Raw genomic sequence first — 25037 nt, 5'->3', positions numbered from 1 at the left:
GGCTCCTTCGGTTGCGGGGGTCGTTCCTGGGTCACTCGGCACCGTCGCGGCCGCGCGGGCGCACCACCAGGGGGAGGCTGCGCGGGTACGGCAGGGAGCTCGTCGCCATCCGGATCCGGGCGCCGGGCGCGATGCGCAGCTGCCAGCGGGCGGCGAGGGTGGCCAGGGCGACGGTCATCGTGGTCGCGGCGAGGTGCTCCCCGATGCAGCGGTGCGCTCCGACGCCCCAGGGGACGTAGGCGCCGGGCGGCGGGGCCTGCTCGGGGTCGGCCGCGGCGCGCTCCGGGTCGAAGCGGTGCGGGTCCGGGTAGACGGCCGGGTTGCGGTGCACGGCGCGCGGGCTGTAGCCGACCTCCGCGCCGGCCGGGACGAGGGTTCCGGCGAGGACGACGTCGTGCCGGGCGCGCCGGGTGGAGAGCATCGGCGCGTGCAGCCGCAGCGTCTCGTCCACGACCTTGCGGGTGTACGAGAGCTCCCTGACCCGGTCGTAGCCGAGCGGCCGACCGTCCAGGACGCGGGCGGCCTCGTCGTGCAGCCGCTGCTGGACCTCGGGCCGGACGGCCGTCTCGAAGACCGCCCAGGTCAGCGTGGTGCTGGTGGTCTCCAGGCCGGCGAAGACCAGGATCAGGGCCTCGCCGCGGATCTCGTGGTCGGTGAAGGGGCGTCCGGTGTCCGGGTGGGTCGCCTTCAGCAGGATGTCGAGCACGTCGGGCACCGGGCCGGGGTTGGCCCGCCGGTCCCGGATCAGCGCGTCGATGACGGCGTGGAAGCGGCCCATGGCGGCCTGGAAGCGCCGGTTGGCTGGGGTCGGCAGGGTCGTCAGGGCCTCGGGGAAGACGGTCCCGGCGAGCAGCTTGCCCGAGATCAGGCTGAGGGTGTGCCGGATGTCGCGCACCACGGCCGGGGCGAGGTCCGCGCCGAACAGGGAGCGCAGCACCACGGCGGCGACGAAGTCGGAGACCTCCTCGTCCGCCCGGACCGGCGTGCCGGGCCGCCAGGCGCCGAAGCGCCGCTGCGCCTCCTCGACGATGGCCCCGGTGTGGTCGCGCACGCTGGTGCGGCTGAACGCGGGCTGGAGGGTGCGCCGCTGGTGCCGGTGGCCCGCGCCGTCGGAGGCGATCGGCGGGTTCCCGAAGTGCCCGGCCAGGACGTCGAAGAAGCGGCCGCGTTCGAAGGCCGCGGTGTCGACCTGGATGCGGTGCACCAGGGCCGGGTCGTTGGCCAGGTACAGGCCGACGGGCCCGAACCCGACCCGCACCAGCGGGTCCCCGGTCCTGGTGGACTCGAAGAAGGACAGCGGCCGGCGCAGCAGTGCGGGCACGTGGCCCAGGACGGGTACCCGGCCGGGGGCCGGCGGGCAGGGGGCGGTGGTGGTCGCTGGCATGGTGCTACGGGCTCCTCGTCGTTGCCTGGGCGGCGGGTTCCGCGGTCAGTGGGAAGCGCCGGGCACGGTGCCGACGGCGAGCACGTTGCCCTCGCTGACGTAGCCGTCGGGGTCGTCCAGCGGGTGGGCGGGGTCGGCCGGGTCGGCGAACCGCCGCCACCCGTCGTCGAGGCCGAGGGCCAGGGCCTGCCCGGCCAGTTGCGCGCACGCGGCCTTGTAGAAGTCCTGGGCGGCGGGGGCCAGGGGGGCGTGGTGCTCGATCAGGACGGTCCGCCCGCGCACCCCGGTGAGCCCGGCGCTCCTGAGGTGCCGCTGGAGCTCGCGGGTGCGCAGGAGTTGCCGGGCGTAGCCGGGGCGCGCGCCCGCGGCGCGGAAGAAGTCGGTGAACAGGTAGGGGTCGGCGGGCCGGGCGGTGATCAGGTGGGCGTCCAGGTCCTTGACCGCGACGGTGCCGCCGGGGCGGACGACCCGGATCAGCTCCGCGAGCGCCCGGTCGAGTTCGTCGTCGTCGAGGTACTGGACGGTGTTGGCGCACCAGACGGCGTCGAAGCCGTCGTCCGGGAAGGGCAGGTCCAGCAGGTCCGCCGTGCGGACCTCGGTGGGGCAGGGCAGCCGCCAGGCGGCCGCGCGCTCGGCGGCGAGCGCGGCGTTCTCCTCGGCCAGGTCGACGGCCGTGATCCGGCCGCCTGCGCCGACCAGCGCGGCGAGGTGCGGCAGGAAGTCGCCGGGGCCGCAGCCCGCGTCCAGGACGTGCTGTCCGGGGCGCAGGCCGGCCCGGCCGAGCAGGTCCAGATAGGTCTCCTCGCAGGCGCGGAAGTGCGCGTCGACGATGGCGTGGTGGGTGAAGCCGAGGCCGGTCGAGGAGGTGTGCCCCCAGGCCTCGTGGTCCTCGGTCAGCACGCCCGGGCCCCGCTCCGGGCGTCCGCCGTGGCGTCGACCTCGGCCAGCAGGCCGCGGAGGGCGTCGGTGACCGCCTCGGGGGCCTCCAGAGGCTGGAGGTGGCCCGTGCGGGTGAGGGTGATCAGGCGCCCCTGCGGCAGCGCGTCCGCGACGTACCGGGACTCCTCCGGGGCGACCAGGGCGTCCTGCGCGCCGGCGATCACCAGGGCGGGCACCCGGGCCGCCCGCAGGACGTCGGTGGAGTCGGGGCGGGCCGCGATCGCCCGCTGGGCCCAGGCCAGCGCGGCGGGGTCGGCGGCGCGCGCGTCGGCGAGGACCCGGGCGAGCAGGTCGGGGCGCTCGGCGCAGGTGGAGTCGGCGAGCAGCAGCGGGGTGACCCGCTCCACCAGCACGGGCCGGTGGGCCGGGTCCTGGACCAGTTCCGCGAAGCGGAGCCGCTGGGCGGCGTCCTCGGGGTCGTCGGCGGTGGCGCGGGCGGAGAGCAGGGCGAGCCCGGCGACCCGGTCGGGGTGGCGGCGCAGGAACGCCATCGCCGCGTAGCCGCCCATGGACGATCCGGCCAGGACGACCCGGTCCAGGCCGTGCCCGTCGAGCGTGCGGGCCAGGTCGTCGGCGACCACGTCGAGCGAGGGCGGGGCGTCGCCGAGCGGGGCCGATCCGAAACCGCGCTGGTCGACGGCCAGGACGGTGCGCCCCAGGGCGCGCAGGGCGCGCTCCTGGGCCGCCCACATCGAGGCGTGCAGGGAGAGCGCGTGCAGCAGGACGACGGGCGTGCGGGCGCCGGGCCTACGGGTGGCGGGTGTCCGGGGGGCGGTCACGGTCACCGGGAGGCCTCCGCCTCGGCCGTGGTGATGAACTCCCGCACGTGGGCGTGGACCTCGGCGCCGCGGACCCACGCCAGGGTGACCGGGGCGGGCGGCAGGTCGTGGATCGGCACCACCTCGATGCCGGGCGGCGCGAGGTCGGCGAGCGAGACCAGCGAGATGTGCACGGCGTCGCCGGCGGCGACCGTGCGCATCATCTCCGGGACGGTGCGCACCCGGCGCACCCGGCGGATGGGCCGCCCGGCGGGCGTGCGCGCCGGGACCACGTCGTCCCACACGTACGCGGGGAAGTCCCCGGGCGGGGCGAAGGCGTCGTAGTCGGCGAGCTCCTCGATGGAGACCGACGCCCGGCCGGCCAGCGGGTGCCCGGAGCCGACGACCACCGCGCGGGCGTCCTCGGTGAGCACCCGGCTGGTGACCAGGTCGGGTTCGTGGATGCCGAACTTCACGATCATCACGTCCAGTTCGCCCGCCCGGACGCCGCGGAACGGGTCGGCGATGTCGTACTCGACCAGCCGCACGTCGGCCCGCTCACAGCCGGCGAGCCGGACGATGCGGTCCACCACCTCGGTGGAGCCGTGGTAGCCGAAGCGGACGGTCGGGGGGTTCCCGGCCGTCGGGATCCGCTCGGGGGTGGGGGTCTGCTCAGGCAACGCGTGCCTCCTCGGTCAGTCCGGCGGCCGCCTTGAGCCGTCCGGGAAGGTGCTTCTCGGTGGTCACGCGCACGGTGACCAGGTGCGCGGGGGCCCCGACGATCCGGGGCACCTGGTGCACCACCAGGTGGTCGCCGGGCGCGATGTGGCCGTCCAGGACGGCTTCCGCCAGCACGTGGTTGACGTGCACCAGGGCCTCCGAGATGGTGCACTCCGCGGTGGCGACGTACAGGTCGCGGCGGGCCCGCGGCCGGCCCGGCGGGTGGGGCCCGCCGGGGATCTCGACCAGGGTGTCCGGCCGGTCCGGCAGCCGGGCGGGCGCGTCGAAGGCCTTGAGCAGCCTGCGCAGCGCGGAGGTCCGGGCGGCGGGCCCGGGCGCGGTCCAGGCCGCGGAGCCGTCGGCGGCGGTGTGCGCGAAGCGGAACCGCTCGCGCAGCTGCTCCGGGTTGCCGGCGAGGAAGACGGTGCGGGTGAAGGAGGTCCGCCAGTCCGCCGCCTGCCGGGGTTCGACGCCGAGGGCGAAGACGCAGGTGTCGCGCACCCACCGGGCCAGGTCGAAGGCCTTGAGCACCACCACGACCGAACTGCCCGTGTCGCCCTCCGCGGTGATGTCGCCGCGGGCGGCGGTCAGGCCGTCGTACGAGGTCAGGTCGTGCCGGGCGGCGAGGTCGGGACGGGCCGCGCGGATCCGCATCGCCTCCTGTTCGCGCAAGCAGTCCTGCGTGGTGGAGGCGGCCCCGGCGCTCACAGGAACACCGCCCGCAGCAGGTCCTCGGCGGGCGCGGCGCGGCGCCTGCCGAGGAGGTGGGAGGTCAGCCGGTAGGGGTTGACGTACACGTGGTCCTTCCGGTGCTGCGCCAGCTGCTCCCGGAGCGCCGCGGCGTCCGCCTCCGGACCGGCCTCCTCCAGCAGGCGTTCGGCCCGCCGGAGGCACTGCGCCAGCAGGTCGGAGCGGAACGACTGCTGCCGGCCGGGGCCGAGCACGGCGATGAAGTACAGCCGCATGCCCAGGCGTACGGCGTCCTCGTGGTGCTCGGCGCGGGCGGCGTCGATCAGCGTCCCGGCGTGCAGCCCCCGCCAGCCGCCCTGCCGCGCGGAGCGGATCCGGCCCTCGATGGGCACCCGGCCGACCGGCACCCGCCGCACGCGCGGGCCGAACTCGCTCAGCACCCGCTCCAACTGCTGGTAGTCGGAGTCGAGTTCGTGGTCGTAGAGGAGCACCAGCTCGTCGAAGTCCGGGGCGAGCGGGATGAGTTCCCGCAGGGCGCAGGCCAGGTAGTTCGGCCGCCCGTCCGCGGTGACCAGCCGGCGCAGCGGCAGTCCGAAGCGGGTGAGGTCCAGGTAGACGGGGCCGCCGACCTCGCGCTGGTCCAGGCACATGCCGAGCGCGGTGAGCCGGTCGAGGACGGCGTCCAGGCCCAGGCCGGGCGGCTGGTGCCGCAGCAGTCCCGGGTCGTGCAGGCCGAGGGCCGCGTAGTGCCCGGACCACAGCTGGAGGACGCGGGTGCCCACCGGGTGCACCCAGCCGCGTTCGACCGCCTCGGCGTACGGGAGCAGGGCCTGCGCGGGGGCGCGCTCGGCCGCGCGGAAGGCGACGTACAGCTCGCCGATCCGCTCCTCGGTGAGGTCGCCGTAGTCGGTGGCGCCCCGGCTGCGGTCGAGGAACTCCCAGAAGCCCAGGGTCTGTTCGGTGGCGTGGTAGGTGGTGTGGCTGTAGCGGTAGGCGACGTCCGCGAGGGGGCGGGTGGCCCGGTACATCACGTCCGTCCACAGCAGCCCCTTGAGGTGGCTCGGCGTGAGCGGCTTGGACGGGGTGATGGTGACGGGCGCGAGGAGCACCCGGGGGCGGTCCGCCGCGTCCGGTCGCGGGCGGGGGCCCGCCACCGGGAGGGTCGTCGTCATGCGCGAGTCCCTTCTGTCGCGGTGACCCGGCGCAGGAGCTCGTCCCGGCCGGGCGGCGGGGTCGGCGCGGGGCCGGCGGGGGCCGCCTGCCGGACCCGGGCCAGGAACTTGTCGTCGGCGAACAGCTGCGCGGGCGTGCGCAGGGTCATCAGCATCCGGGTGAGCCCCCGCCAGACCGTGCCGTCGGTGCGGGCCGCGGCGGCGATCTCCGCGCCGGAGGGCAGCCCGCCGGTGGGCGGCACCGGCACGGCGGGGCGGCCGTCGACGGCGGCCTGCCAGCGGGCGCTGCGCAGCCGGTCGGCCCCGGCGGCCTGCTCGTACCAGGGCAGGAACAGCTCGTGGGTCATCCGGGCGACGGCCAGGCGCTGCGCGGCGTCGACGTCGGGCTGCTCGGCCAGCAGGTCGGCGAGCCGGAAGGCGTGGTCGAGGGCGAGCGACATGCCGCGGCCGAAGAGCGGGTTGGTGATGCAGGCGGCGTCGCCGACCTGGAAGAGGCCCGGGACGGGGACCTGCCGCGGGCCGGCCGCCCCGCGCAGGGTGTTGGGCGGGCTGGAGATGACCCGTACCGGCGAGATCGGGGAGCTGACGCCCTCCTCCAGCCAGGGGGCGAGGCCCGGGGTGGCGCGGGCGGCCGCGGTGAACCCGGTGCGGGTGCGCAGGCCGGCCTGGAGGACGCGGTCGCCCGGCAGGGAGCCGAGGGCGATGGAGAAGGTGCCGTCGTCGCCGGGGTGCAGCACGCCCGCGTAGTGGTCGTAGACGTCCCCGACGCCGTGGCCGCGGTTGAGCGGCCCCGGCAGGGCACGGCCCCGCAGCCGGTAGAAGCGGGTGTGGCCGACCAGCCCGGACGCGCTGGTGCGGTCGGCGGTCACCGGGATGCCGGCGTCGTGCAGCCAGCGGCGGGACAGCGCCCGGCGCCCGGTCGCGTCCACCACGATGTCGGCGCGCACCCGCTCGCCCGCGCCGGTGACGACGGCCGCCACGCCCCGGTGCCCGGGGTGGAGTTCGAGGCCGGTGACGGTGGTGTCGTGCCGGACGGTGACGTCGGGCGTGTCGCTGACCGTCCGGTGCAGCAGCAGCTCCAGGGTGGAGCGGCGGCAGCCGAGCGCGACCAGGTCGCCGTCGCCGGGCTCCGGGGCGCTGTCGGCGGCGTCGGCGGGCAGCGCCCGGGTGAGGTCGAGGACCGTCGCGCCCGCGGCCCCGGCGTCGGCCAGCAGCCGCGGTGCGCGTTCGCGCAGGACGCGGACGCCGAGCGAGGTGAGGGTGTGCGACTGGAGGCCCTGGGGCGCGGTCGGGCGCCGCCACCCGGAGCCGGGATCCGCGGTGGACCACTGCGGCGGTCCCGGGGCGCGCTCCAGGACCAGCACGCGGTACCCGGTCCCGGACAGGGCGAGCGCGCTCGCCAGCCCGGCGACGCTTCCGCCGACGATCACTGCGGTCGGCATGTCAGCGCCGCCGCCCGTGGACGAAGAAGACCCGCCGCACGTCGCGCTCGCTGCGCGGCGGCACCGGGTCCGGCCAGCGCCCGAAGTCGGCGCCCGCCTCGCCGGGCTGGGTCGCCCGCACGTCGAAGCCGTGCCGGTCGAAGAGCTCCTCCGGCTCGTCCGTGCCGAACAGCCAGGGGCAGCCCCAGCCGCTGAACACGTCGAGCAGGCCGCGCATGTGGGGCAGGGTCAGGGCGGCCGCGTTGACGATGTCGGCGGCGATCCGGCTGCCGGGGGCCGAGATCGCGGCCACCCGCTCCAGGACGCGGTGGGCGTCGGGCGCGGGGACGTAGTAGAGGAGCCCTTCGAGCAGCCAGGTGGAGGGGACGGCGGGGTCGTACCCGGCGGCCTCCAGACGGGCCTCCCAGTCGGGCTCGGTGAGGTCGACGGCGACCGTCCGGTGGTCGGTGCGCGGCTCGGTCGCCCCGAGCCGCTCGGCCTTGTGGGCGAGCACGGCCGGCCGGTCGACCTCGAACCAGCGCACCCGCTCGGGCCAGTCCAGCCGGTAGGCGCGGGAGTCCATGCCGGCCGGGGCCAGCACGATCTGGGTGGTGTCCTGGTCCTCGGCCGCCGCCCGGAGGTAGTCGTCGAAGAACCGGGTGCGGATCGCGTTGTAGTCGGGGGTGCTCGGGACGGTGCGCTCGCGGCCCGGCGGGAAGGTCGCGCGGATCACCTCGGCGAGCAGTTCGGGACCGATGTCCCCGGCGAGGGCGGCGGCGTACGGGTCCTCGTACAGCCGGTCCGGGCGCTTGCTCTCGGCGGCGCGCAGGGCGGCGGTGAGGAGCGCGGTGCGTTCGACGGCGTCCAGTGAAGCGGTCATGTCGGTCCTCCGGTTGGTGGGTGCGCAGGCCCGCGGCGGCTCGTCGCCGGCTCAGGGGGCTGCTGTGCCGTGTCCTTCGGGGCCCTGTCCGGTCAGCCGGGCCCACTCCTGCGGGTCCTGTCTGAACAGCCGGTCCTTGACCTGGGTGGGGCGGATGCCGCTCTCGACCCGGGCCTGCCAGTCGCGCAGGAAGGCGTCGGGGTCGAGCCGCAGGAGGGTCGGGGCGGCCAGCCGGCCCCGGCCGCGCGCCGTGCGGTAGTCGGCCGACTGCCGCTGGAGGGCCCGGTCGAGGAGGTCGGTGAAGCGCTCGGACTCCTCCGGGCACCACGGGGTGCGCGGGGCGACGGCGAACTCGTAGCCCGGGGAGCGGTGCGGGGCTCCGGCGACCCGGCAGGCGACGTTGCGCAGTTCGAGGCCGGTGGCGTCCAGCGCGCCGTGCAGCGCCCTGGTCACCTGGGCGTCGCGCAGCCGCTCACCGGCGTGGTCGGAGCGGTTCGCCCGGCCGGCGTACTCCAGGCGCGGCACGCCGTCCTGGTGGTCGACGACGCGGACGACGTCGCCCACCGCGTACCGGTAGAGCCCGCCGACGTGGCTGAACACCACGTGGTAGTCGCGGTCCGGCTCCAGTTCGTGCGGCCGGAGGGTGGCGGTGTCGGGGCCGAGGTCCCGGTCGGCGTCGGCGAACTCGTACACCGCGGCGTTCGCCACCAGGCTGCCCGCCCGGCCGTGCCGGTCGAGGGCGACGCCCACCGGGCCCTCGGAGGCGGCCACGGGGGCGGGCAGGGCCACCACGCCGGGGCCGTACTCCTCGCGCAGCCGCGGGAGGTACAGCGAGGCCACCCCGGTGGTCCAGCAGAACAGGGCGCGCATCCGGGGCCAGACGTGGCACGGGCGCACGGTGCCGTGCCGCTCGGCGAGGCGCTCCAGTTCGGCGGCCCGGGCGGGGTCGGGGGCGCGGTGCGGCAGGCCGCCGAGGGTGCCGTCCCGGACCTCCCGGACGATCCGGGGCCACCACAGGTTCAGCTGGTACGGCAGGGCGGCGACCATCGCCGGGTTGATGCCGATGACGCAGCGGACGTCGCTCTCCACCGCGAGGCGCAGCCGCAGGTACATCTTCTCCGCGTGCCGGTCCGCCGCGACGGGCACCGGGAGGGTCGCCCAGGGGGCGCCGGTGCCGGGCTCCGCGGACAGCGGCTCCCCGAAGGCGGACCCGAAGTCGACCTGGCTGGCGCCGACGTGGGGGCGCCCGGAGGCCGTGGTGGGCGGGGCCGCGACGGGGTCGTGCTTGAGGTTCAGCACCGCCCCGGGGGACTCCAGGACCTCCGGGAAGTGCTCGATGAGCGGCGCCCACGCGGCGTAGTAGAAGGGGAAGAAGGTGGTGCGCATGAAGCGGGGGGTGACCGGGATCTTCTTGTGGGCGCCGGTGCTGCCGCTGCTGGTGAAGAACACGGCGGGGTGGTCGGCGGTCAGGACGTTCCGCTCGCCGGCCGCGGCCCGTTCGATCCACGGTTCGAGGTCGGCGTAGGTCTGCACCGGGACGGCCCCGCGGTACTCGTCGAGGGTGCGGATCCGGGCGAAGCCGTGCCGCTTCCCGTACTCCGTGCCCGCGTTGAACTCCAGCAGGTCGGTCAGCACCTGCCGCTGGCTCCCGGCCGGGTCGGTGAACGCGGCCCGCAGGCCCCGCCGTTCGGCGAACACCCGCTCGCGGTAGCGCCGCAGCCGGACGGGGTCGGACCAGGCCTCAGCAGAACTCATAGGTGACCACCTCCCGGATCGCGGCCGCGGTGAGCTCCGGGCGGTCCAGTTCCTCGATGACGGTGACCGGCAGGTCCTGGATCTCGTCCCGCATGACCTTGGCCAGGTCGCTCTGGTACCGCCGGAAGCCGGCCGGGTCCGGCTGCGGGCCGTAGTACTCCAGGACGTTGAGGTCGGCGCCCTGCCGGCTGCGCTCCCAGGTCGTCCCGGGCGGCACGTCGAGGTAGACCACCCGGATCGGCCGGGGGAAGGTGCGCCACCAGTCGAGCAGGGGGCTGTCCCCCGCTCCGGCGAGGCGGCACTTGGCCAGCAGCTTGTAGTAGTAGGAGTCGACGACGACGGGGGTCCCGGCGTCGGCGCGCAGCAGTTGGTCGCGCAGGTGGACGACGGCGGTCTGCACGAGCGTGGCGAAGAAGTCCGGGGACCAGACGCCCGGGTGCGGCGCCACGTCCTTGACGACGTTGCGGCGCAGCCGGCCGATGAGCTCGTGCTCGGGGGCGAGCCGGGTGTCGTCCACGGAGAGGAACTGCCACCGGGGCTCGGTCCGGGCGAGTCGGTCGAGGGCCGAGGACTTGCCGGAGTAGTCGGGGCCGAGGAGGACGCAGAAGGGCGGGTGCCCGCCGTCGAAGTCGATGGGAGTCCTCCTCGCTACAGGGCCGACAGGAAGGCGTCGACGGCCAGGGAGGCCTGCACCGGGTTGAGCCGGGGGTCGCAGAGGCTGGTGTAGCGCGCCGTCAGGGCCGCCTCGTCCGGCACGTTCGCGCCCACGCACTCGGTGACGTCGTCGGCGGCGGTCTCCAGGTGCAGGCCGCCGGGGCGGATCCCGACGCCGCGCAGGGCGGAGACGAAGCCCCGGATCTCGTCGCAGACGTCGTCCAGGCGCCGGGTCTTGATGCCGTTCGAGGCCTTGTAGGTGTTGCCGTGCATCGGGTCGCAGAGCCAGACGACGGGGTGTCCGGCGTTCTTGACGGCCTGGGCGAGGGCCGGCAGGCGGGTGCGCACGTCGTCCTTGCCGAACCGGGAGATCAGCGTCAGCCGGCCGGGCTCGCGCTCGGGGTCGAGGCGCCCGACCACGTCGAGCAGGTCCTGCACCTCGGCCTTGCCGCTCACCTTGCAGGCCACCGGGTTCATCACGTCGGCCAGCAGGCGCACGTGCGCGCCCTCGCTGTGCCGGGTGCGCTCGCCGATCCACGGGAGGTGGGTGGAGCCCAGGAACCAGCCGCCCGCGGACTCGTCGAACCGCACCAGGGCCGTCTCGTAGTCCATCACCAGGGCTTCGTGGCTGATCCAGGTGCGCCGTCCGATCGCCGGACTGCGGTCGTGCCGCCCCTCGATGGCGTCGGCCACCGTCTTGGCGGCCCGGTAGGCGCGCAGCATGCGCTCGGGGTCGTGTCTGCGGGCCGCCGCGTCCGGGGCCTCGGAGTTGACGATGTGGCCGCGGAAGGCCGGCAGCGGGCGGCCGTCGACGTCCTCGGTGGGCGCGGACCGGGGCTTGGCGAACTGGCCCGCGATCCGGCCGATCCGGACGACCGGGATCCCGGTCGAGACCGCGACGGTGTCGGCGAGGCGCACGAGGGCGCGCTCCTTGCGGACCGCGTGCTCGGCCGTGCACTCCGCGAAGTCCTCCGCGCAGTCGCCGGCCTGGAGCACGTGGGCGTCGCCGGCCGCGACGCCGGCCAGCTCGCGGCGCAGCTGGAGCAGGTCGGGCAGCCGGGTGAGGACGGGACGGCCGGAGAGGTCGGCGCAGACCTCGTCGCGCCGGGCCGGATCGGCCCAGGACGGCTGCTGGGCCGCCCGGTAGAAGCGCCAGCCGGTCTGGTCTCCGGCGTGCGAGTGCGGGGTGCGGGCCGCCTGTTCGGCGGTCGCGAGAGCCTGGGGCATGACAGTTCCTTCGCTGTGGTGAAGGGCGATCAGGCGGTGACGGGTCTCAGTCGTTCGCGAGCTGGACCATGTGCGGGTTGAACTGCTCGTGCACGTAGGCCTGTCCGCCGGCGGCGTAGTGGATGACGTACTCCTTGAAGGCGGAGTCCACCCACTGCTCGGTGAGGCTGTCCCGCCAGCGCATGAGTCCGGTGGACAGCTGTTCGCGGTGCTGGTGCACCTGCTGGTCGCGGAGCTGGAGGCCGATCGGGGTGAGCGCGTCGGGCACGCCCATCCGGCTGCGGGCGGCCCCGTCGAACACCACCCGGTTGATGCTGACCACCTCCTGCTCGGGGGTCACCAGGCAGGAGCGGCGCTCCAGGACGACGGCGGAGTCCGCGAGTCCGAGCGCGGAGCGGATGCCGTCCGGGAGGCGGCCGGCCGGGGTGTCGCCCTGGGCGTCGACCCGGATCGACAGGTCGTGGCCGGTGAGGGCTTGCAGGAGCAGGGTGGTGGAACCGTCGCAGGCCAGCAGCATCCGGGTGCTGGCGCTCAGTTCGGCGGTCGGCTGGAGGGGGCTCATCATCGGTCTCCTGGGCTGTTGTCGGTCTGCCGGAGGGGGGAGCGTCCTGCGGTCGCGCCGGGGCGAGGGGAAGGGAAGGGCGGGGAAGGGAGGGGGTGGCCGCGCCGGGGGGCGTGGCGCGACCACCCCGGTTCAGGGGGGTGGCGCGGGCGTCAGTGCGTCCGCACCGCTTCGGCCGGCCGGCCGTCGGGCTCGGCGCTGCCGGCACCGCCTGCGGCGCCGCTCGGCTGCGCCGGACGGCCGCGCGCGAAGCGCTTCATCAGCGGCTGCTCGACGCCGATGAACAGCAGCCAGGAGAAGAAGACGCTGATCAGCACTTCACTGGCGAGGATCCCGGCCGCGACCGGGGCGCTGTGCGACGCGCTGAGGCCGAAGCGGTCGACGAAGACGTGCACGGTGATGTCGTGGACCAGGTAGAAGGCGAACGAGACCTCACCGAGCCAGACGAAGACCCGCTTGCGCAGGAACGAGGGCCGGCCCGCGATGTCGGTGCTGGCCATCGCGGCGATCAGCAGGGCGACCGGGATCAGCGTCACCGCGCTCATCGCGTACAGCCACGGCACCCACTTCAGCTCGACCACGTAGGCGACGGCGACCAGCGCCAGCGCCGGCAGGACCGGGAACTTGATCCAGCGGCCGGTCATGACGATCCGGGCCATCAGGATGCCCACCGCGAACTCCAGGATCCGGAACGGCGGCAGCTGCCACACGAACCAGTACTGCCACACCGAGGCCTCGAACTTCAGCGGCATGGCCGGGGAGTCCGGCAGGACCGCGTACGCGACGGCGGGGACGGCGACCACGGCGGCGGCCAGGATGCCCACCCACAGCCACAGCCGCTCCGGCCGGATCCGCTGGATCGCCCGGTGCAGCAGCGGGAAGCACAGGTAGAAGACGGCCTCGACGGAGAGCGACCAGGCGGGCGGGTTGATGCTCTGGAAGACCTTGGCGTCCGGGATCCAGGTGTGCAGCAGGAAGAGGTTGGAGATCCCCGCCGTCCAGGTGGCCTTCATGTAGGCGAACAGCGCCAGCGCGATGAAGAAGGTCACCACGTGGTTCGGGTAGATCTTCATGAACCGGCGCCGCCAGAACTGCCGGGGCCTGTCCCCCGGGCGGGCCGACCAGGTCAGCACGAAGCCGCTGAGGACGAAGAAGAACCCGACGCCCAGCCAGCCCGCCTTGCTGACGGCGTGCGTGACGGATACGGCGGTGCCGCCCGTGAACGGCGTGTACGGCGGCAGGGTCGAGTGGAAGAGGAAGACCATGAACGCGGCGAAGAACCGCATGCCGGTCAGGGAGGGCAGCCGTGCGAAGCGCGCGGACGCGGGCACGGGTGTCCCGGTCGGACTGGACATGGTGAAGACTCCCGACGGTGGGGTGGGGGACGGCGGCCGGGTCACCCGGCCGGTGTGACTACGCCCTTGGCGTCCAGCAGGAACTCGGTGTAGTTGCCGTCGTGCGGCATGCCCGGCACCAGCTCCCAGGGGAGGACGGCGCCGTCGGTGATCTTCCGGACGGCCGGGTCGAGCAGCGCCTGTCCGGTGATCGCGGCGTTCTCGGTCAGCAGGTTGAGCACCAGCGAGGGCCGCAGCGGGGCGATGCCGTCGGCCGGGCTCCAGGGGGCGACCACGACGAACGGGAAGGCCAGCTCGGTGCCGACGGCCGGGTGGTCCGCGCGGTCGGCGGCGAGGACCACGGGGCGCGGCAGGAAGGAGCCGTCGCCGAGGTCGACCAGGAAGTCCTCACCGTACAACGGCGTGCTGTGGTCGGTGAGTTCGGTGGCCAGCTTGGCCATCTGGCGGCGCAGCCCGTCGGCGCGCTCGCGCCCGACGACGAGCAGCACGCTCTCCGGGTCGGCGGCGGGCAGCACCGGCAGGTGCGCCAGCCGTCCGGCCAGGGCGGCCGCGGTGTCGTGGACGTCGTTGCTGGTCAGGACGGCCGAGAGGTTGGTGCAGCGGGTCCCGCCGTCGAAGGCCGCACTGGTGGCCAGGTGGTCCAGCAGGGCGTCGGTCAGCGGCAGGTCCAGCAGGGCCCGGGAGCGCCCCGGGCCGCGGGTGGCGACCCGGGCGCGGTCGCTCCAGTCGCTCACCGCCTGCTCGTTGCCGTAGATGATGCCGCGGTCGGCGGCGTTCAGCAGGAACGAGCCGACGGCGTGCGGGCTGGGCAGCAGGGCCAGCTTCTCCGGCGCCAGCCCGGCCGCCAGCAGGGCGGCCGCCAGCCGGCGCGGGGTGAACGGGTCGCGGCTGCCGGGCCGCACGACGACGCTGTAGCCGTGGTGCAGCGGCTGCACCCAAGTGGCGTGCGGCAGCGGGTGGTTGCTGGCCATCACGGCGGTGAAGAGCCGGCCCGCCGGCGCCCGGTGGACGCGGTGGGTCGGCGTCAGCCGGGCGGCGGGCAGCTCCGCCGCGGTGGTGGCGGGCAGTTCCTCGATCTCGGCGGCCATGTCCGCCAGGCCGCGCCGGACGGTGGTGGAGGCGAGGCCGGTGCCGCGCACGGTGTGGCGCACGTACGCGTCGGCGCTCTCGCCGTCCAGTTCGGCGGTGGCGAACAGCCGCGCGGCCGTGCGGAACACCTCCGGCTCGGGGGGCAGGCCGTCGGCGTCGCGGCGCAGCCGGTTGACGGCGGCCTGGGCGGCGAGCCGGGGGGCGAGGCCGACGTCCGCGAGCGGTTCGCCGTGCACGTCGGTCAGGACGGTGCGGTCGGCGCTCGGCCGGTGCTCACCGGCGACCAGCGGGTCGATGACGAGCACTCAGTACACCCCCTCGACGACGTCGGCGTCCTCGAAGGTCGCCACGCTGGTCACCTCCGCGAGGCCGTCGACGCCGCCGTCCGAGGTCGGCCGGACCCGCACGGCGGTGTCCCGCTCCAGCACGTTGGGCAGGAACATCTCCTCGCTGACCAGGTGCAGTCTGACCCGGCCGCGCTCGCCGTAGCCGACCGGCTCGCCGTCCTCGTCCACCAGGTCCAGGCGGGTGGTCTCGGCGAAGGGCTCGAAGACGCAGGCGTGGACGTCCTCGGGCGTCCGGACCCGCTGCGGGGCCACGCCCATCAGGCTGTTCCCGTAGATCCCCACCAGGCGGGCGTCGGGGAAGAAGTCCTCCCGCACCACGCGCAGGCTCTCCGGGCTGAACGAGGTGCCGGCCCAGATGATCGCCCCGACCCGGGAGGCCACCAGTTCGTGCAGCTCCGGCCGGGCGCAGATGGCCTCGATCAGCGGGGGCGTGGTGCTCAGCACCCGCACCGGCTGGCTCAGCAGGACCTCGCGGGCCTGGTCGAGGAGGTGGTCGATGTAGTCGTCGGCCTCCTGCTGCCGGCCGGAGCCGAGCAGGCGCTTGACCCAGCGCGGGTCGAGGTCGACGGTGTAGCACAGGCCGCCGGCGGGCTCGGCGTAGCGGGAGGTGTCGAAGGCCACCACGTGCGGGCCGGTGGGGCCCAGGTGCAGCCAGTCGCCGGTCGCGGGCACGCCGTGCTCGGTCAGCAGCCGCCTGGTCCAGGCGCCCATCCGGGAGCGGTAGTTGCCGTCGACGATCCGCTTGGGGGCGCCGGTGGTGCCGCCGGACTCGTAGACCCGGAAGACCTGGCCCGGTGCGGCGCCCCGGGGTATCAGGTCGGCCGCCGGGACGGTGCGCAGTTCGCGGCTGACGTCGGGGAAGCGGAGCAGGTCGGCCGCGCCGGCGACATCGGTGCGCGGGTCGAAGCCCAGGTCCGCGCGGCGGGCGAGCCAGAACGGCGAGCCGGTGCGGTCGTCGAAGTGCCAGGCCATCAGGGCGCGGACGTGGGCGTCGAAGTCGGCCGCCCCGAGGGGTGGGCGGTGCGGGTCGGGCAGGGGGGCGGGGGTGCTGGTCACGCGTTCGTCCCTTCGGAGCGGTGCGGCGTCAGATCGGCTGGTTGAGCGCGTCGTCCACCTGGTGGGCGACGGCTTCCAGGCCGTTCCGGATGAAGTCGAGCTGCCGGTCCAGGGACGCCTGGTCGGTGGTGTTCATCTCGGACAGGAGGATGTTGCGGGAGGCGTCCTGGGCGATCTTGGCGCGGACGAAGCGGCGGTCCTGGAACTCGGCCAGCAGCTCGCGCAGGTCGCCGTCCCGGCCGAGCGTCTCGCCGAGCACGGCGGCGTCCTCGATGGCCATGGCCGCGCCCTGGGTGCGGTGCGGCGCCATCGCGTGGGCGGCGTCGCCGAGCAGCAGCAGCCCGTCCTGGTACCAGGGCAGCGGGAGGAGCACCTCCTCGATCGGCGCGTACACGATGTCGTCGTCCGGCTTGATGCGGTCGCGCAGTTCGCCGATCAGGCCGGTGTAGCCGGCCAGCCGCTGGGTGAGGTGGCCGTGGAAGTCCTCCCGCGCGTGGCGCGGGTTGCCCGGCTCGGGCGTCACGTGCAGCAGGTACATGACATCCGTATTGAGCGGGAAGAGCCCTGCCTTGGTGCCCATGCCCTGGAAGTACATGTTCCGGGTGACCTCGGGGTGCCGTTCGAGGGCCACCCGCCACACCGAGTAGCCGGTGAACCGGGGCTCGATGCCGAGGGCCGCCTTGCGGAAGGAGGAGCGGATCCCGTCGAACGCGACCACCAGGTCGTAGTGCTCGGTGCTGCCGTCGGTGAGGACGGTCTCGACCCCGCCGTCGGCGGTGGTGCTCATCTTCTCCACCGAGGTGCCGTAGCGGATCACCGTGCCCACGTCGACGCAGGCCTTCTCCAGGATCCGGGCCAGGTCCTTGCGCTGGATGGCGCAGTTGGCGGGCACGCCGTCGACCCCGAGCTTCGACCGCAGCGCGAGCAGCAGCCGGGAGGCGGAGTCGTGGAAGTCGACGCGGTCGAAGGTGAAGCCGTGGCCGAGGACCTCGTCGAGCAGGCCGAGCTGCCTCAGGGCCCGCAGCGCGTTGCCCGGGATGTTGATGCCGACGCCGGCGACGAGGTTCTCCGACTGGATCTCGACGACGGTGGTGTCGATGCCCTGCTGTCCGAGTGCGGCTCCGGCGGCGAGACCGCCGATGCCCCCTCCGATGATCAGGATGCGGCGCTTCACTGTGACTCCTCACGCATGGGTGGACGGTTAGCGGTCACTGGTGCTGTTGCTGGGGCTGGGGCAGGCCCGCCACCCAGCGCGCGTGGTCGCGGACGAGCTGCCGGTCGGGGGCGACGAGCAGCAGCACGCGGTCCGAGGCGATGAACTCCTCGGCGAAGGGGCCGCCCAGGTACTTGCGGGACAGCTCGTCGATGTGCTCGCGGGCCTCGGTGCCGAGGACCTCCTCGACCACCCGGCCGCGGATCTCGGCGAAGTTCAGCGGGTCGTCCTGCTGCCAGATGGTGACGGTGGCCCGCGGGTCGCGGCGCAGGTTGCGCACCTTCTGCCGCCCCACCTCGCTGTTGAGGGCGAGGTACTCACCCCGGGTGGAGACCCAGACGACCTGGGTCTGCGGGGTTCCGTCGCGCATCAGGGTGGTCAGGGCGGCGAAGTTGGGTCCGTCCGCGAGGGCGCGGACCTCCGGGGCGAGGCGGTGACCCGTCTCGACTTCCATCTCCTGGTGAGAAGACATGCTGTGTCCTTCCTGCGGGATGGGGTTCCTTCGTTCGGGACGCGCTTCCTTCGTCGGCGCCCGGCCGCCGGTGGTACGGCGGTGGACGGTGCTGGAGGTACTGGAGGTGATGGACGGCGGTGGACGGCGGTACGGCCGTGGACGGCCGTGGACGGTGCCGCGCGGCGCGGTTCAGCCCCGCAGCGCGGGGCTGGACTCCTCCGCGTCCGTGGGCGCGGCCACCGGCTGCGGGCGCTTGCGGTTGCGGCGCAGCGCTCCCACGCTGACGACGAGGGCGAGGCCGGCCAGCAGCTCGAAGCCGGCCCCGGCCAGGGGGTTCCAGCGGAGCATGTCCGCGTCGGCGAGCAGTCCGCCGACCGCGGCGGCGGTCATCTGGCCCACGTAGACGGCGCTGTTGTTCAGCGCCAGGAGCATGTCGCCGCGGTCCCCGCCGATGCCCAGGGCCCGGTGCAGCAGCAGCGGGAAGCTGGGCCAGTGCACCAGGCCCCACACGCCGACGGCGAGCGCCGCGACCAGCGGCCACTGGAGGGTCGGGGTGAGCACCACCAGCCAGAGGCCCAGCGCGGTGATGGTGATCGAGAGGCCGACGACCGAGCCGAAGCGGTCGGCCAGCCGGCCCCCGACGAAGACCCCGCCGAAGCTGCCGACGCCGAAGAGCAGCAGGACCCAGGACTGCTGGCCGGCCGACAGCCCGGTGACCTGCTCCAGGATGGAGCCGAGGTAGGTGTAGACGGTGAACGTGCCCGCCGTCCACAGCGCCGTCACCAGCAGGTGCGTGGGGGCCTGCGGGATCCGGATCGCGGCCATCCGCTCCCGGACGGTGGCGCCGGGGCCGGTGGGCACGTCCGGCAGGAAGAACTGGATGCCGGCCACGGTCACGGCCGCGAGCACCGCGACCAGGCCGAACGCCCAGCGCCAGGAGGAGAGTTCGCCGATCCAGTTGCCGATCGGCACCCCGAAGGCGATGGCGCTGGTCATGCCCGCGTAGACGATGGCCAGCGCCCGGCCGCGCACCTCGGGCGGGCTGATCCGGGCGGCCACCGCGGAGGCGTTGGCCGAGTACAGGGCGGCGCCCGCGCCGGTGATCACCCGGCTGATCAGCAGCACGGTGAAGTTGGCCGAGACGGCCGACAGGAGGTTGCCGAGTCCGAAGACGAGCATGACCCCGATGAGCAGCGGCTTGCGCCGGAACTTGGCGGTGAGCCCGGCCAGGATCGGCGCTCCCACCGCGTAGGTGGCGGCGAACGCGGTGGACGTCTGGCCCGCGAGTGCCGTCGAGAGGTGCAGGTCCCGCCCCACCGCCGGCAGCAGGCCGGCGACGATGAACAGGTCGGTACCGGTTGCGAACGTTCCCAGCGCGAGCAGCCAGACCCGAGGGTCCACCCGCCCCGCCGAACTCGCCGAGCTCATCGGGGTCCTCCTTCTCCGGAGACGGTTGATCAGATGGCGGTGTCCAGCGCGAGCTCCCGCCAGGTGTCGAGCTCCTTGGCGACGGTCTCGAGCTTGCTCTCGACCCGGGCGACGCAGTCCGCGCCGAGCGGCAGGCGCACCGGGGGCGCGTCCGACGCGGCCACGGTGACGATCGCGCGGGCGGCCTTGACCGGGTCGCCGGGCTGCTGGTGGTTGTTGTCCACCGCCCAGTCGCGGGTCTTGCCGACGGTCTGCGCGTAGTCGTCGATCGGGGTGGTGCTGTGCAGCGAGGAGGCGTCCAGGAAGTCGGTGCGGAAGACCCCGGGCTCGATGATCGTGACGTGGATGCCGAGCGGGGCGAGGTCGGCCCGCAGGGCCTCGCTGAGGCCCTCGACGGCGAACTTGGTGCTGTTGTAGATGCCCCAGCCCGAGCCGGCCGTGAACCCGCCGACGGAGCTGATGTTGAGGATCCGGCCGGACCGCTCCCGGCGCATGTACGGCAGCACCGCCCGGGTGACGGCGAGCAGGCCGAAGACGTTGATGTCGTAGACCGCGCGCGCCTCGGCGTCCGAGGCCTCCTCGACGGCGCCGAGCAGCCCCCGGCCGGCGTTGTTCACCAGGACGTCGATCCGGCCGAAGCGCTCGTACGCGGCCCGCGCGACCTCCTGCGCCTGCTGCTCGTCGGTCACGTCGAGCGGCAGGTACAGCACCTCGCCGCCGGCGTCGCCGAGCGCCGCACGCACGACCTCCGTGTCGCGCGCCGTCGCGACGACCTGGTGACCGCTGGCCAGCGCCTCCCGGGCGATGTGCAGGCCGAGGCCACGGGAGCTGCCGGTGATCAGCCAAACGGACATGAACTTCCTCCAACTATCGGTGTGTTGCGGCGGCCCGACGGGCCGGGACCAGCGGGTGTGGTTCTCAGGTGCCGGTGTGCTGCGCGAGGAACGGGCCGAGCACCGCGGCGAACCCCTCGGGGTCCTCCGCCAGCGCGTTGTGGCCGGTCTCGATCTCCGCGTAGACGGCACCGGGTATGCCCTCGCGCAGCAGCAGCTGCTGGTTGGCTCCGCAGACGCGGTCGTGCACGCTGGCGAACACCAGCGCCGGCGCGACGACGGCGCCGAGCAGCGGACGCAGGTCGACGGTGAGGCCGACCTCGAACTGCCGCGCGGTGCCGGGCTGGAAGTTGTCGGCGATCTGCCGGACGAGCTTCCCGTGCTCCGCCTCGTTCGTCGCCTCCCAGTAGCGGGGGCCGAGGGTGGCCAGCGGGAACATCTGCGGGACCAGCGCGGTGCCCAACTCCGCGTCGGTGCGCAGCAGGTCGAGCGAGTAGCGGAAGTCGGCCGTCATCCGCTCGTCGGTGTACGCCCAGCCGGCGTGCGAGACGACCGAGCGCACCCGCTCGGGGTGCTCGGCCGCGAGGCGCAGCGCCACCACGGCGCCGAGGGAGTGGCCGGCGAGGTGGAAGGTGTCCAGGCCGGCGTGGTCGGCCACCGCCAGCACCTCCGCGACCAGGTCGCCCAGGGTCAGCGGCCCGCCGTGGTCGACCGTGTCACCGGAGCCGGACAGGTCCGGGGTGACGACGGTGAACTTCCCCCTCAGCTCCTCGACCTGCTGGGCCCAGGCGGCTCCGCGGGTTCCGGTGCCGTGCACCAGGACCAGGGCCGGCCCGCTGCCTTCGATGCTGTACGCCACCTCGGCGTCGCCGCCGCTGATCCGTATCCCCGTGCTCGGCATGTCAGGTGCCTCCTCAGGATTGGTCGACTACCGGACAAGATGGGACCATGAGTCGAGGTTGGATGCAAGTATCACTTTTTACTGAAAGCCAAGTAAGCGAGCGATCTGGACCACACCCGGAGGCGCCGCGCGACCGCCCGACGGCGGAGCGGCGCAGGTGAGGGGCCCATTCGGTGGCCAGCGATGCAACTAGGCGGCGCGGGTTCAATCTTGACCTTGCATCAATGATTGAACGACTATCACTTCTGTAGCACCGATGCTTCGCTCGTACATGAAGGCAGGTACGCCCCATGGATCAGCCCGAAGTAGCGTCCGACCGCTCGATCGCCGTCATCGGCCTGGGATGCAGGTTCCCCGGCGCCTCGAACGCCGACGAGTTCTGGGAGCACCTGATCGGCAATGCCGACAGCGTCACGGCGATTCCCGGCGACAGGTACGACGCGGCCGCCCACCACTCCCCCGACCCGGCCACCCCGGGCAAGTCCATCTCCGCGAAGGGCGGGTTCATCGACGACCCCTTCGCCTTCGACCCCGGCTTCTTCGGCATCTCGCCCGCCGAGGCCCGCGCCATCGACCCCCAGCACCGCGTCCTGCTCCAGGTCGTCTGGGAGGCGCTGGAGGACGCCGGCATCCGCCCCTCCGCCCTGGCCGGCAGCCGGACCGGCGTCTTCGTCGGCCAGGCCACCGCCGAGTACGGCGACGAGCACCGGCCGCTGACCGAACAGGACATCTGGCGCACCGTCGGCAGCCAGCTGCGCTCGATGGCCTCCGGGCGCATCTCCTACGCGCTGGACCTGCGCGGCCCCAGCATCGTGCTGGACACCGCCTGCTCCTCCTCCCTGGTCGCGGTGCACATGGCCCGGCAGAGCCTGCTCACCGGGGAGAGCGACCTCGCCGTCGTCGGCGGCGCCAACATCGTCCTCTCCCCCCGGGACGCCGTCGCCTACTCGCAGGCGGGCATGCTCTCGCCGGAGGGGCACTGCGCCTTCGGCGACGCCGACGCCGACGGCTTCGTGCGCAGCGACGGCGTCGGCGTGGTGCTGCTCAAGCGCCTCGCGGACGCCCGGCGCGACGGCGACCCGGTCCTGGCGGTGCTGGCCGGCAGCGCGGTGAACAACGACGGGCGCAGCAGCGGACTGCTGGTCAAGCCCTCCGTCCCGGGCCAGGTCGAGATGGTCCGCGAGGCCTGCCGCAGCGCCGGGATATCCCCGGCCCGCCTCGGCTACGTGGAGGCGCACGGCACCGGCACCGCCGTCGGCGACACGGTGGAACTGTCCGCGCTGGCCGCGGCGGCCGGCCCGGCCCGCGCCCCGGGGCGGCCGCTGCGGACCGGCTCGGTGAAGAGCAACATCGGCCACGCCGAGGCGGCCGCCGGCATGGCGGGGCTGATCAAGACCGTCCTGATCGCCCGCCACGGCGTCATCCCGGCCTCGCTCCACCTGAACAGTCCGCACCCGCTGATCGCCGCCCCGGACTCCCCGGTCCGCGTGGTCACCGAGAACGAACCCCTCGGGGACGGCGACGACACCTACCTCGGGGTCAGCTCCTTCGGCCTGTCGGGGACCAACGCCCACGTCGTCCTGAGCCCGTACCCCGCCGAGGCCGCCGCGGCGGACGCCTCTGCCGCTTCGGCCGCTTCGGTCGCCTCGGCCTCCGGTGCGGACGCCGCGACGGACACCGGAGCGGCCACCTCGACGGACGCCGCGACGGACGGGCGCCCCGAACTGCTGGTGTTCAGCGCCCGCTCCCAGCGGTCCCTGGAACGGCTCGCGACCGCCTACGCCCGCCACCTGCGGCCCGGCGGCGCGGGCCACCGGGAGCCCCTGCGCGACGTCTGCGCCGCGGCCGCGCTGCGCCGCGACCACCACCCGTACCGGATGTGGGCGATCGGCGACAGCCACGAGCAGCTCGCCGACCGGCTGGAGGCACTGGCGGCCGGCGAGGAGATCGCCGACGGCGGACGCGGCGAGGCCGGCTTCGGCCCGCAGCGGCGGACGGTGTTCGTCCTCCCCGGGCAGGGCGCGCAGTGGCCGGGCATGGGGCGCCGGCTGCTGGCGGACTTCCCCGCCTTCCGCGAGCGCATGGCCGAGTGCGACGCGGCGGTCCGGGCCGAACTGGGCTGGTCCGTCGTCGAGCTGCTGAACCGCGAGCAGGAGGAGTTCCCCACCGACATCGACGTCGTCCAGCCGGCCCTGTGGGCGATGGAGGTGTCGCTGGCCGCCCTCTGGCAGGACCTCGGCGTCAGCCCCTCCGCATGCGTCGGGCACAGCATGGGCGAGGCGGCCGCCGCCGTGATCACCGGCGCCCTGTCGGTGCGCGACGCCGCCGCCGTCATCTGCCGCCGCAGCCGGCTGATGGCCCGACTCGGCGGCCGGGGGCGGATGCTGGCCACCGACCTGTCCCCGGACGAGGCCGAGCGGATCGCCGCCCGCTACCCCGACGCGCTGTGCGTCGCGGTGGAGAACTCGCCGCACTCCACCGTCCTCGCCGGGGATCCGCAGCACCTCACCAGGCTCGCCGAGGGCCTGACGGAGCGCGGCCGACTGGCCCGGTTCGTCAACGTCAGCGTGGCCTCCCACTCCCCCGACATGGACCCGCTGCGGTCCGAACTGCTCGACGCCCTCGCCGACCTCGCCCCGCGCGGCACCTCGCTGCCGCTGCACTCCACCGTGCGCGCCGAGCCCGTCCCCGGGACGGCCCTCGACGCCGGGTACTGGATGGACAACCTGCGCCGCCCGGTGCGGTTCGCCGGTGCCGTGGCGCGGCTGGCGAAGCAGGACGAGAGCGTCTTCCTGGAGATCAGCCCGCACCCGCTGCTGACCTCGGCCGTGGAGGAGACCCTGGAGGCGCTCGGCGCCCCGGCCTTCACCGTCGCCTCGCTGCGCCGCAGGGAGCACGAGGGCGCCGAACTCGCCCGCGCGGCCGGCCGCCTGCACGCCGCCGGCGCCGGCCTCGACTTCACCCGGTGGTTCCGGGGCGCGGTCCGCCCCGTGCCGCTGCCCCGCTACCCCTGGGACGACGAGCACCTGCGGGACCCGGCCGCCCTCCCGGCGGCCACCGGCTTCACCTACGAACGGCCGCTGGACATCGAGGCGTTGGGGGTGTCGTTCCGCGGCACGGCCGTCGTCCCGCCGATGCTGTACGTCGACGCCGTGCTGAGCGCGGCGCGCTCCGAACTCGGCGGGCAGCACCGCCTGGTGGACGTCACCCTGACCGGGGAGCTGGTCGACCGCAGACAGGCACTCGGCGCCACCCTGCGGGTCCGGCTGCGGCCCGAGGGCGCCGACCACCTCGCGACCGTCCAGGTCGTCGGCCCGGGATCGGCCGGCGAACCGGCCCTGACCTGCCTGACGGCCCGCGTCACCTCCTCCCCGCCCGGGGGCGGCGCCTCGCCCCGGAGCCTGGACGCGCTGCTGGCGCAGTGCGGCGAGTACCTGCCCGGGCCGGACTTCTACGACGAGGTCCGGGGGTACGGCTACGACGTCCCCGACGAACTCGCGGGCGTCCGCCGGCTCTGGCGGCGCCCGGGCCTCGCGGTGGCCCGGATGCACCTGCCGGCCCCCGGGCACCCCGCGGCCTGGGAGGTGCCGCTGCAGCCGCTGCTCGCCGTGCTGCCCCGCGGCGGTCCGGACGGCACGAGCCACAGCTACCTGGCCGTCGGCATCGACGCCGTGACGGTGCACGGTGACGCGACCGCCCTGGCGAAGCCGGTGTGGAGCTCGGCCGCGCTCCGGCCGGTGGCGGAGGGCACGGCGTCCGGCGACTCCGTCGTCCGCGCGGACGTCGTGCTGCACACGGACGACGGGGACCACGTGCTGGCGGAGCTGCACGGGGTCCAACTCCTGCGGCTGACCGGCACGGTGGCGCCGGAGGCCGGGCCCGGGCACGCGCCCGCGACCGTACCGGCAGCTGAGGCCACCTCCGTCCCCGCCACCGTTCCTGCCCCCGCGCCGGCCGCCGACCGCGAGGCGGCCGTGCTGACGCACGCCGCGGCGCTGCTCGGCACCACCCCCGAACGCATCGACCGCCGACGGCCGTTGCGCGAGCTGGGCCTCGACTCCATCACCGCCGTCCGGCTGCGGCAGCGCATCCGGACCGCCATGGGCATCGACCTGCCCGTGGGGCGCCTGCTCGGTCAGGAGACCATCGGTCGGCTACTGGAATCGACTGAGGTTTAAACGAATACTACGCATCAAAGT

General features: G+C 74.5%; 21 protein-coding genes. 1 reads left to right on the top strand and 20 read right to left on the bottom strand.

Going from position 1 to position 25037, the window contains the following annotated elements:
* Nucleotides 1-31: 31 nt before the first annotated feature.
* From ACFXPX_RS03510 to ACFXPX_RS03415, 20 genes are all read right to left on the bottom strand, one after another.
* Nucleotides 32-1384 carry a cytochrome P450 gene (locus tag ACFXPX_RS03510; protein ID WP_380523206.1) on the bottom strand — a complete coding sequence of 451 codons (1353 nt, stop codon included), beginning with the start codon at nt 1382-1384 and terminating at the stop codon, nt 32-34.
* A gap of 45 nt (nt 1385-1429) precedes the next feature.
* On the bottom strand, nt 1430-2284 hold the full coding sequence (locus tag ACFXPX_RS03505; RefSeq protein ID WP_375887209.1) for a class I SAM-dependent methyltransferase: 855 nt from the start codon (nt 2282-2284) through the stop codon (nt 1430-1432).
* Nucleotides 2278-3108, bottom strand: a complete 831-nt coding sequence (locus tag ACFXPX_RS03500) for an alpha/beta fold hydrolase (RefSeq protein ID WP_375887207.1) — start codon at nt 3106-3108, stop codon at nt 2278-2280. The genes ACFXPX_RS03505 and ACFXPX_RS03500 overlap by 7 nt, the downstream gene beginning before the upstream one ends.
* Entirely contained in the window at nt 3105-3761 is a 657-nt protein-coding gene (locus ACFXPX_RS03495) for a LysR substrate-binding domain-containing protein (protein WP_380639467.1), read from the bottom strand. Before ACFXPX_RS03495 ends, ACFXPX_RS03500 begins: the two co-directional genes overlap by 4 nt.
* Nucleotides 3754-4473: a DUF6182 family protein gene (locus tag ACFXPX_RS03490; RefSeq protein ID WP_375887202.1), complete on the bottom strand. Its 720-nt coding sequence runs from the start codon at nt 4471-4473 to the stop codon at nt 3754-3756. Before ACFXPX_RS03490 ends, ACFXPX_RS03495 begins: the two co-directional genes overlap by 8 nt.
* Before the next feature lie 32 nt (nt 4474-4505).
* A complete protein-coding gene (locus ACFXPX_RS03485; RefSeq protein WP_375887200.1) occupies nt 4506-5663 on the bottom strand; it encodes a hypothetical protein in 1158 nt (385 codons plus the stop codon).
* On the bottom strand, nt 5660-7105 hold the full coding sequence (locus ACFXPX_RS03480; protein WP_380523208.1) for an FAD-dependent oxidoreductase: 1446 nt from the start codon (nt 7103-7105) through the stop codon (nt 5660-5662). The genes ACFXPX_RS03485 and ACFXPX_RS03480 overlap by 4 nt, the downstream gene beginning before the upstream one ends.
* 1 nt (nt 7106) lies before the next feature.
* Nucleotides 7107-7964, bottom strand: coding sequence for a class I SAM-dependent methyltransferase (locus ACFXPX_RS03475; protein WP_380586661.1), 858 nt, complete (start codon nt 7962-7964; stop codon nt 7107-7109).
* Between the two features lie 51 nt (nt 7965-8015).
* On the bottom strand, nt 8016-9719 hold the full coding sequence (locus ACFXPX_RS03470; RefSeq protein ID WP_380639465.1) for a GH3 auxin-responsive promoter family protein: 1704 nt from the start codon (nt 9717-9719) through the stop codon (nt 8016-8018).
* Entirely contained in the window at nt 9706-10236 is a 531-nt protein-coding gene (locus ACFXPX_RS03465) for a hypothetical protein (protein ID WP_380639463.1), read from the bottom strand. The genes ACFXPX_RS03470 and ACFXPX_RS03465 overlap by 14 nt, the downstream gene beginning before the upstream one ends.
* Nucleotides 10237-10367: 131 nt before the next feature.
* Nucleotides 10368-11600, bottom strand: coding sequence for a 3-deoxy-7-phosphoheptulonate synthase (locus ACFXPX_RS03460; RefSeq protein WP_380523211.1), 1233 nt, complete (start codon nt 11598-11600; stop codon nt 10368-10370).
* Nucleotides 11601-11646: 46 nt separating this feature from the next.
* On the bottom strand, nt 11647-12162 hold the full coding sequence (locus ACFXPX_RS03455) for a hypothetical protein (protein ID WP_380586659.1): 516 nt from the start codon (nt 12160-12162) through the stop codon (nt 11647-11649).
* Nucleotides 12163-12314: 152 nt separating this feature from the next.
* Complete coding sequence (locus ACFXPX_RS03450) at nt 12315-13517, bottom strand: acyltransferase family protein (protein WP_380586656.1); 1203 nt, start codon at nt 13515-13517, stop codon at nt 12315-12317.
* Between the two features lie 41 nt (nt 13518-13558).
* The gene (locus ACFXPX_RS03445) at nt 13559-14911 is read right to left on the bottom strand and encodes an aldehyde dehydrogenase family protein (RefSeq protein WP_380586653.1); all 1353 of its coding nucleotides are present in this window, start codon (nt 14909-14911) and stop codon (nt 13559-13561) included.
* On the bottom strand, nt 14912-16009 hold the full coding sequence (locus ACFXPX_RS03440) for a phenazine biosynthesis protein (protein WP_380523215.1): 1098 nt from the start codon (nt 16007-16009) through the stop codon (nt 14912-14914).
* 28 nt (nt 16010-16037) lie between these two features.
* The gene (locus ACFXPX_RS03435) at nt 16038-17183 is read right to left on the bottom strand and encodes an FAD-dependent monooxygenase (protein WP_375887173.1); all 1146 of its coding nucleotides are present in this window, start codon (nt 17181-17183) and stop codon (nt 16038-16040) included.
* Nucleotides 17184-17217: 34 nt separating this feature from the next.
* Nucleotides 17218-17694, bottom strand: coding sequence for a PPOX class F420-dependent oxidoreductase (locus ACFXPX_RS03430; RefSeq protein ID WP_380523216.1), 477 nt, complete (start codon nt 17692-17694; stop codon nt 17218-17220).
* A gap of 171 nt (nt 17695-17865) precedes the next feature.
* Entirely contained in the window at nt 17866-19104 is a 1239-nt protein-coding gene (locus ACFXPX_RS03425) for an MFS transporter (protein ID WP_380523217.1), read from the bottom strand.
* A 29-nt stretch (nt 19105-19133) separates the two neighbouring features.
* Nucleotides 19134-19958 carry an oxidoreductase gene (locus ACFXPX_RS03420; RefSeq protein WP_380396542.1) on the bottom strand — a complete coding sequence of 275 codons (825 nt, stop codon included), beginning with the start codon at nt 19956-19958 and terminating at the stop codon, nt 19134-19136.
* A gap of 64 nt (nt 19959-20022) precedes the next feature.
* Complete coding sequence (locus ACFXPX_RS03415; protein WP_380523218.1) at nt 20023-20838, bottom strand: alpha/beta fold hydrolase; 816 nt, start codon at nt 20836-20838, stop codon at nt 20023-20025.
* A 290-nt stretch (nt 20839-21128) separates the two neighbouring features.
* On the opposite strand from ACFXPX_RS03415, the gene ACFXPX_RS03410 reads away from it, so the two are divergent.
* Complete coding sequence (locus tag ACFXPX_RS03410) at nt 21129-25016, top strand: type I polyketide synthase (RefSeq protein WP_380639461.1); 3888 nt, start codon at nt 21129-21131, stop codon at nt 25014-25016.
* The last annotated feature ends 21 nt before the right edge of the window (nt 25017-25037 follow it).

The sequence above is a fragment of the Kitasatospora sp. NPDC059146 genome (genome assembly GCF_042786665.1).
Taxonomy (GTDB): Bacteria; Actinomycetota; Actinomycetes; order Streptomycetales; family Streptomycetaceae; genus Kitasatospora.
This window is presented reverse-complemented; position numbering and strand designations above follow the sequence as displayed.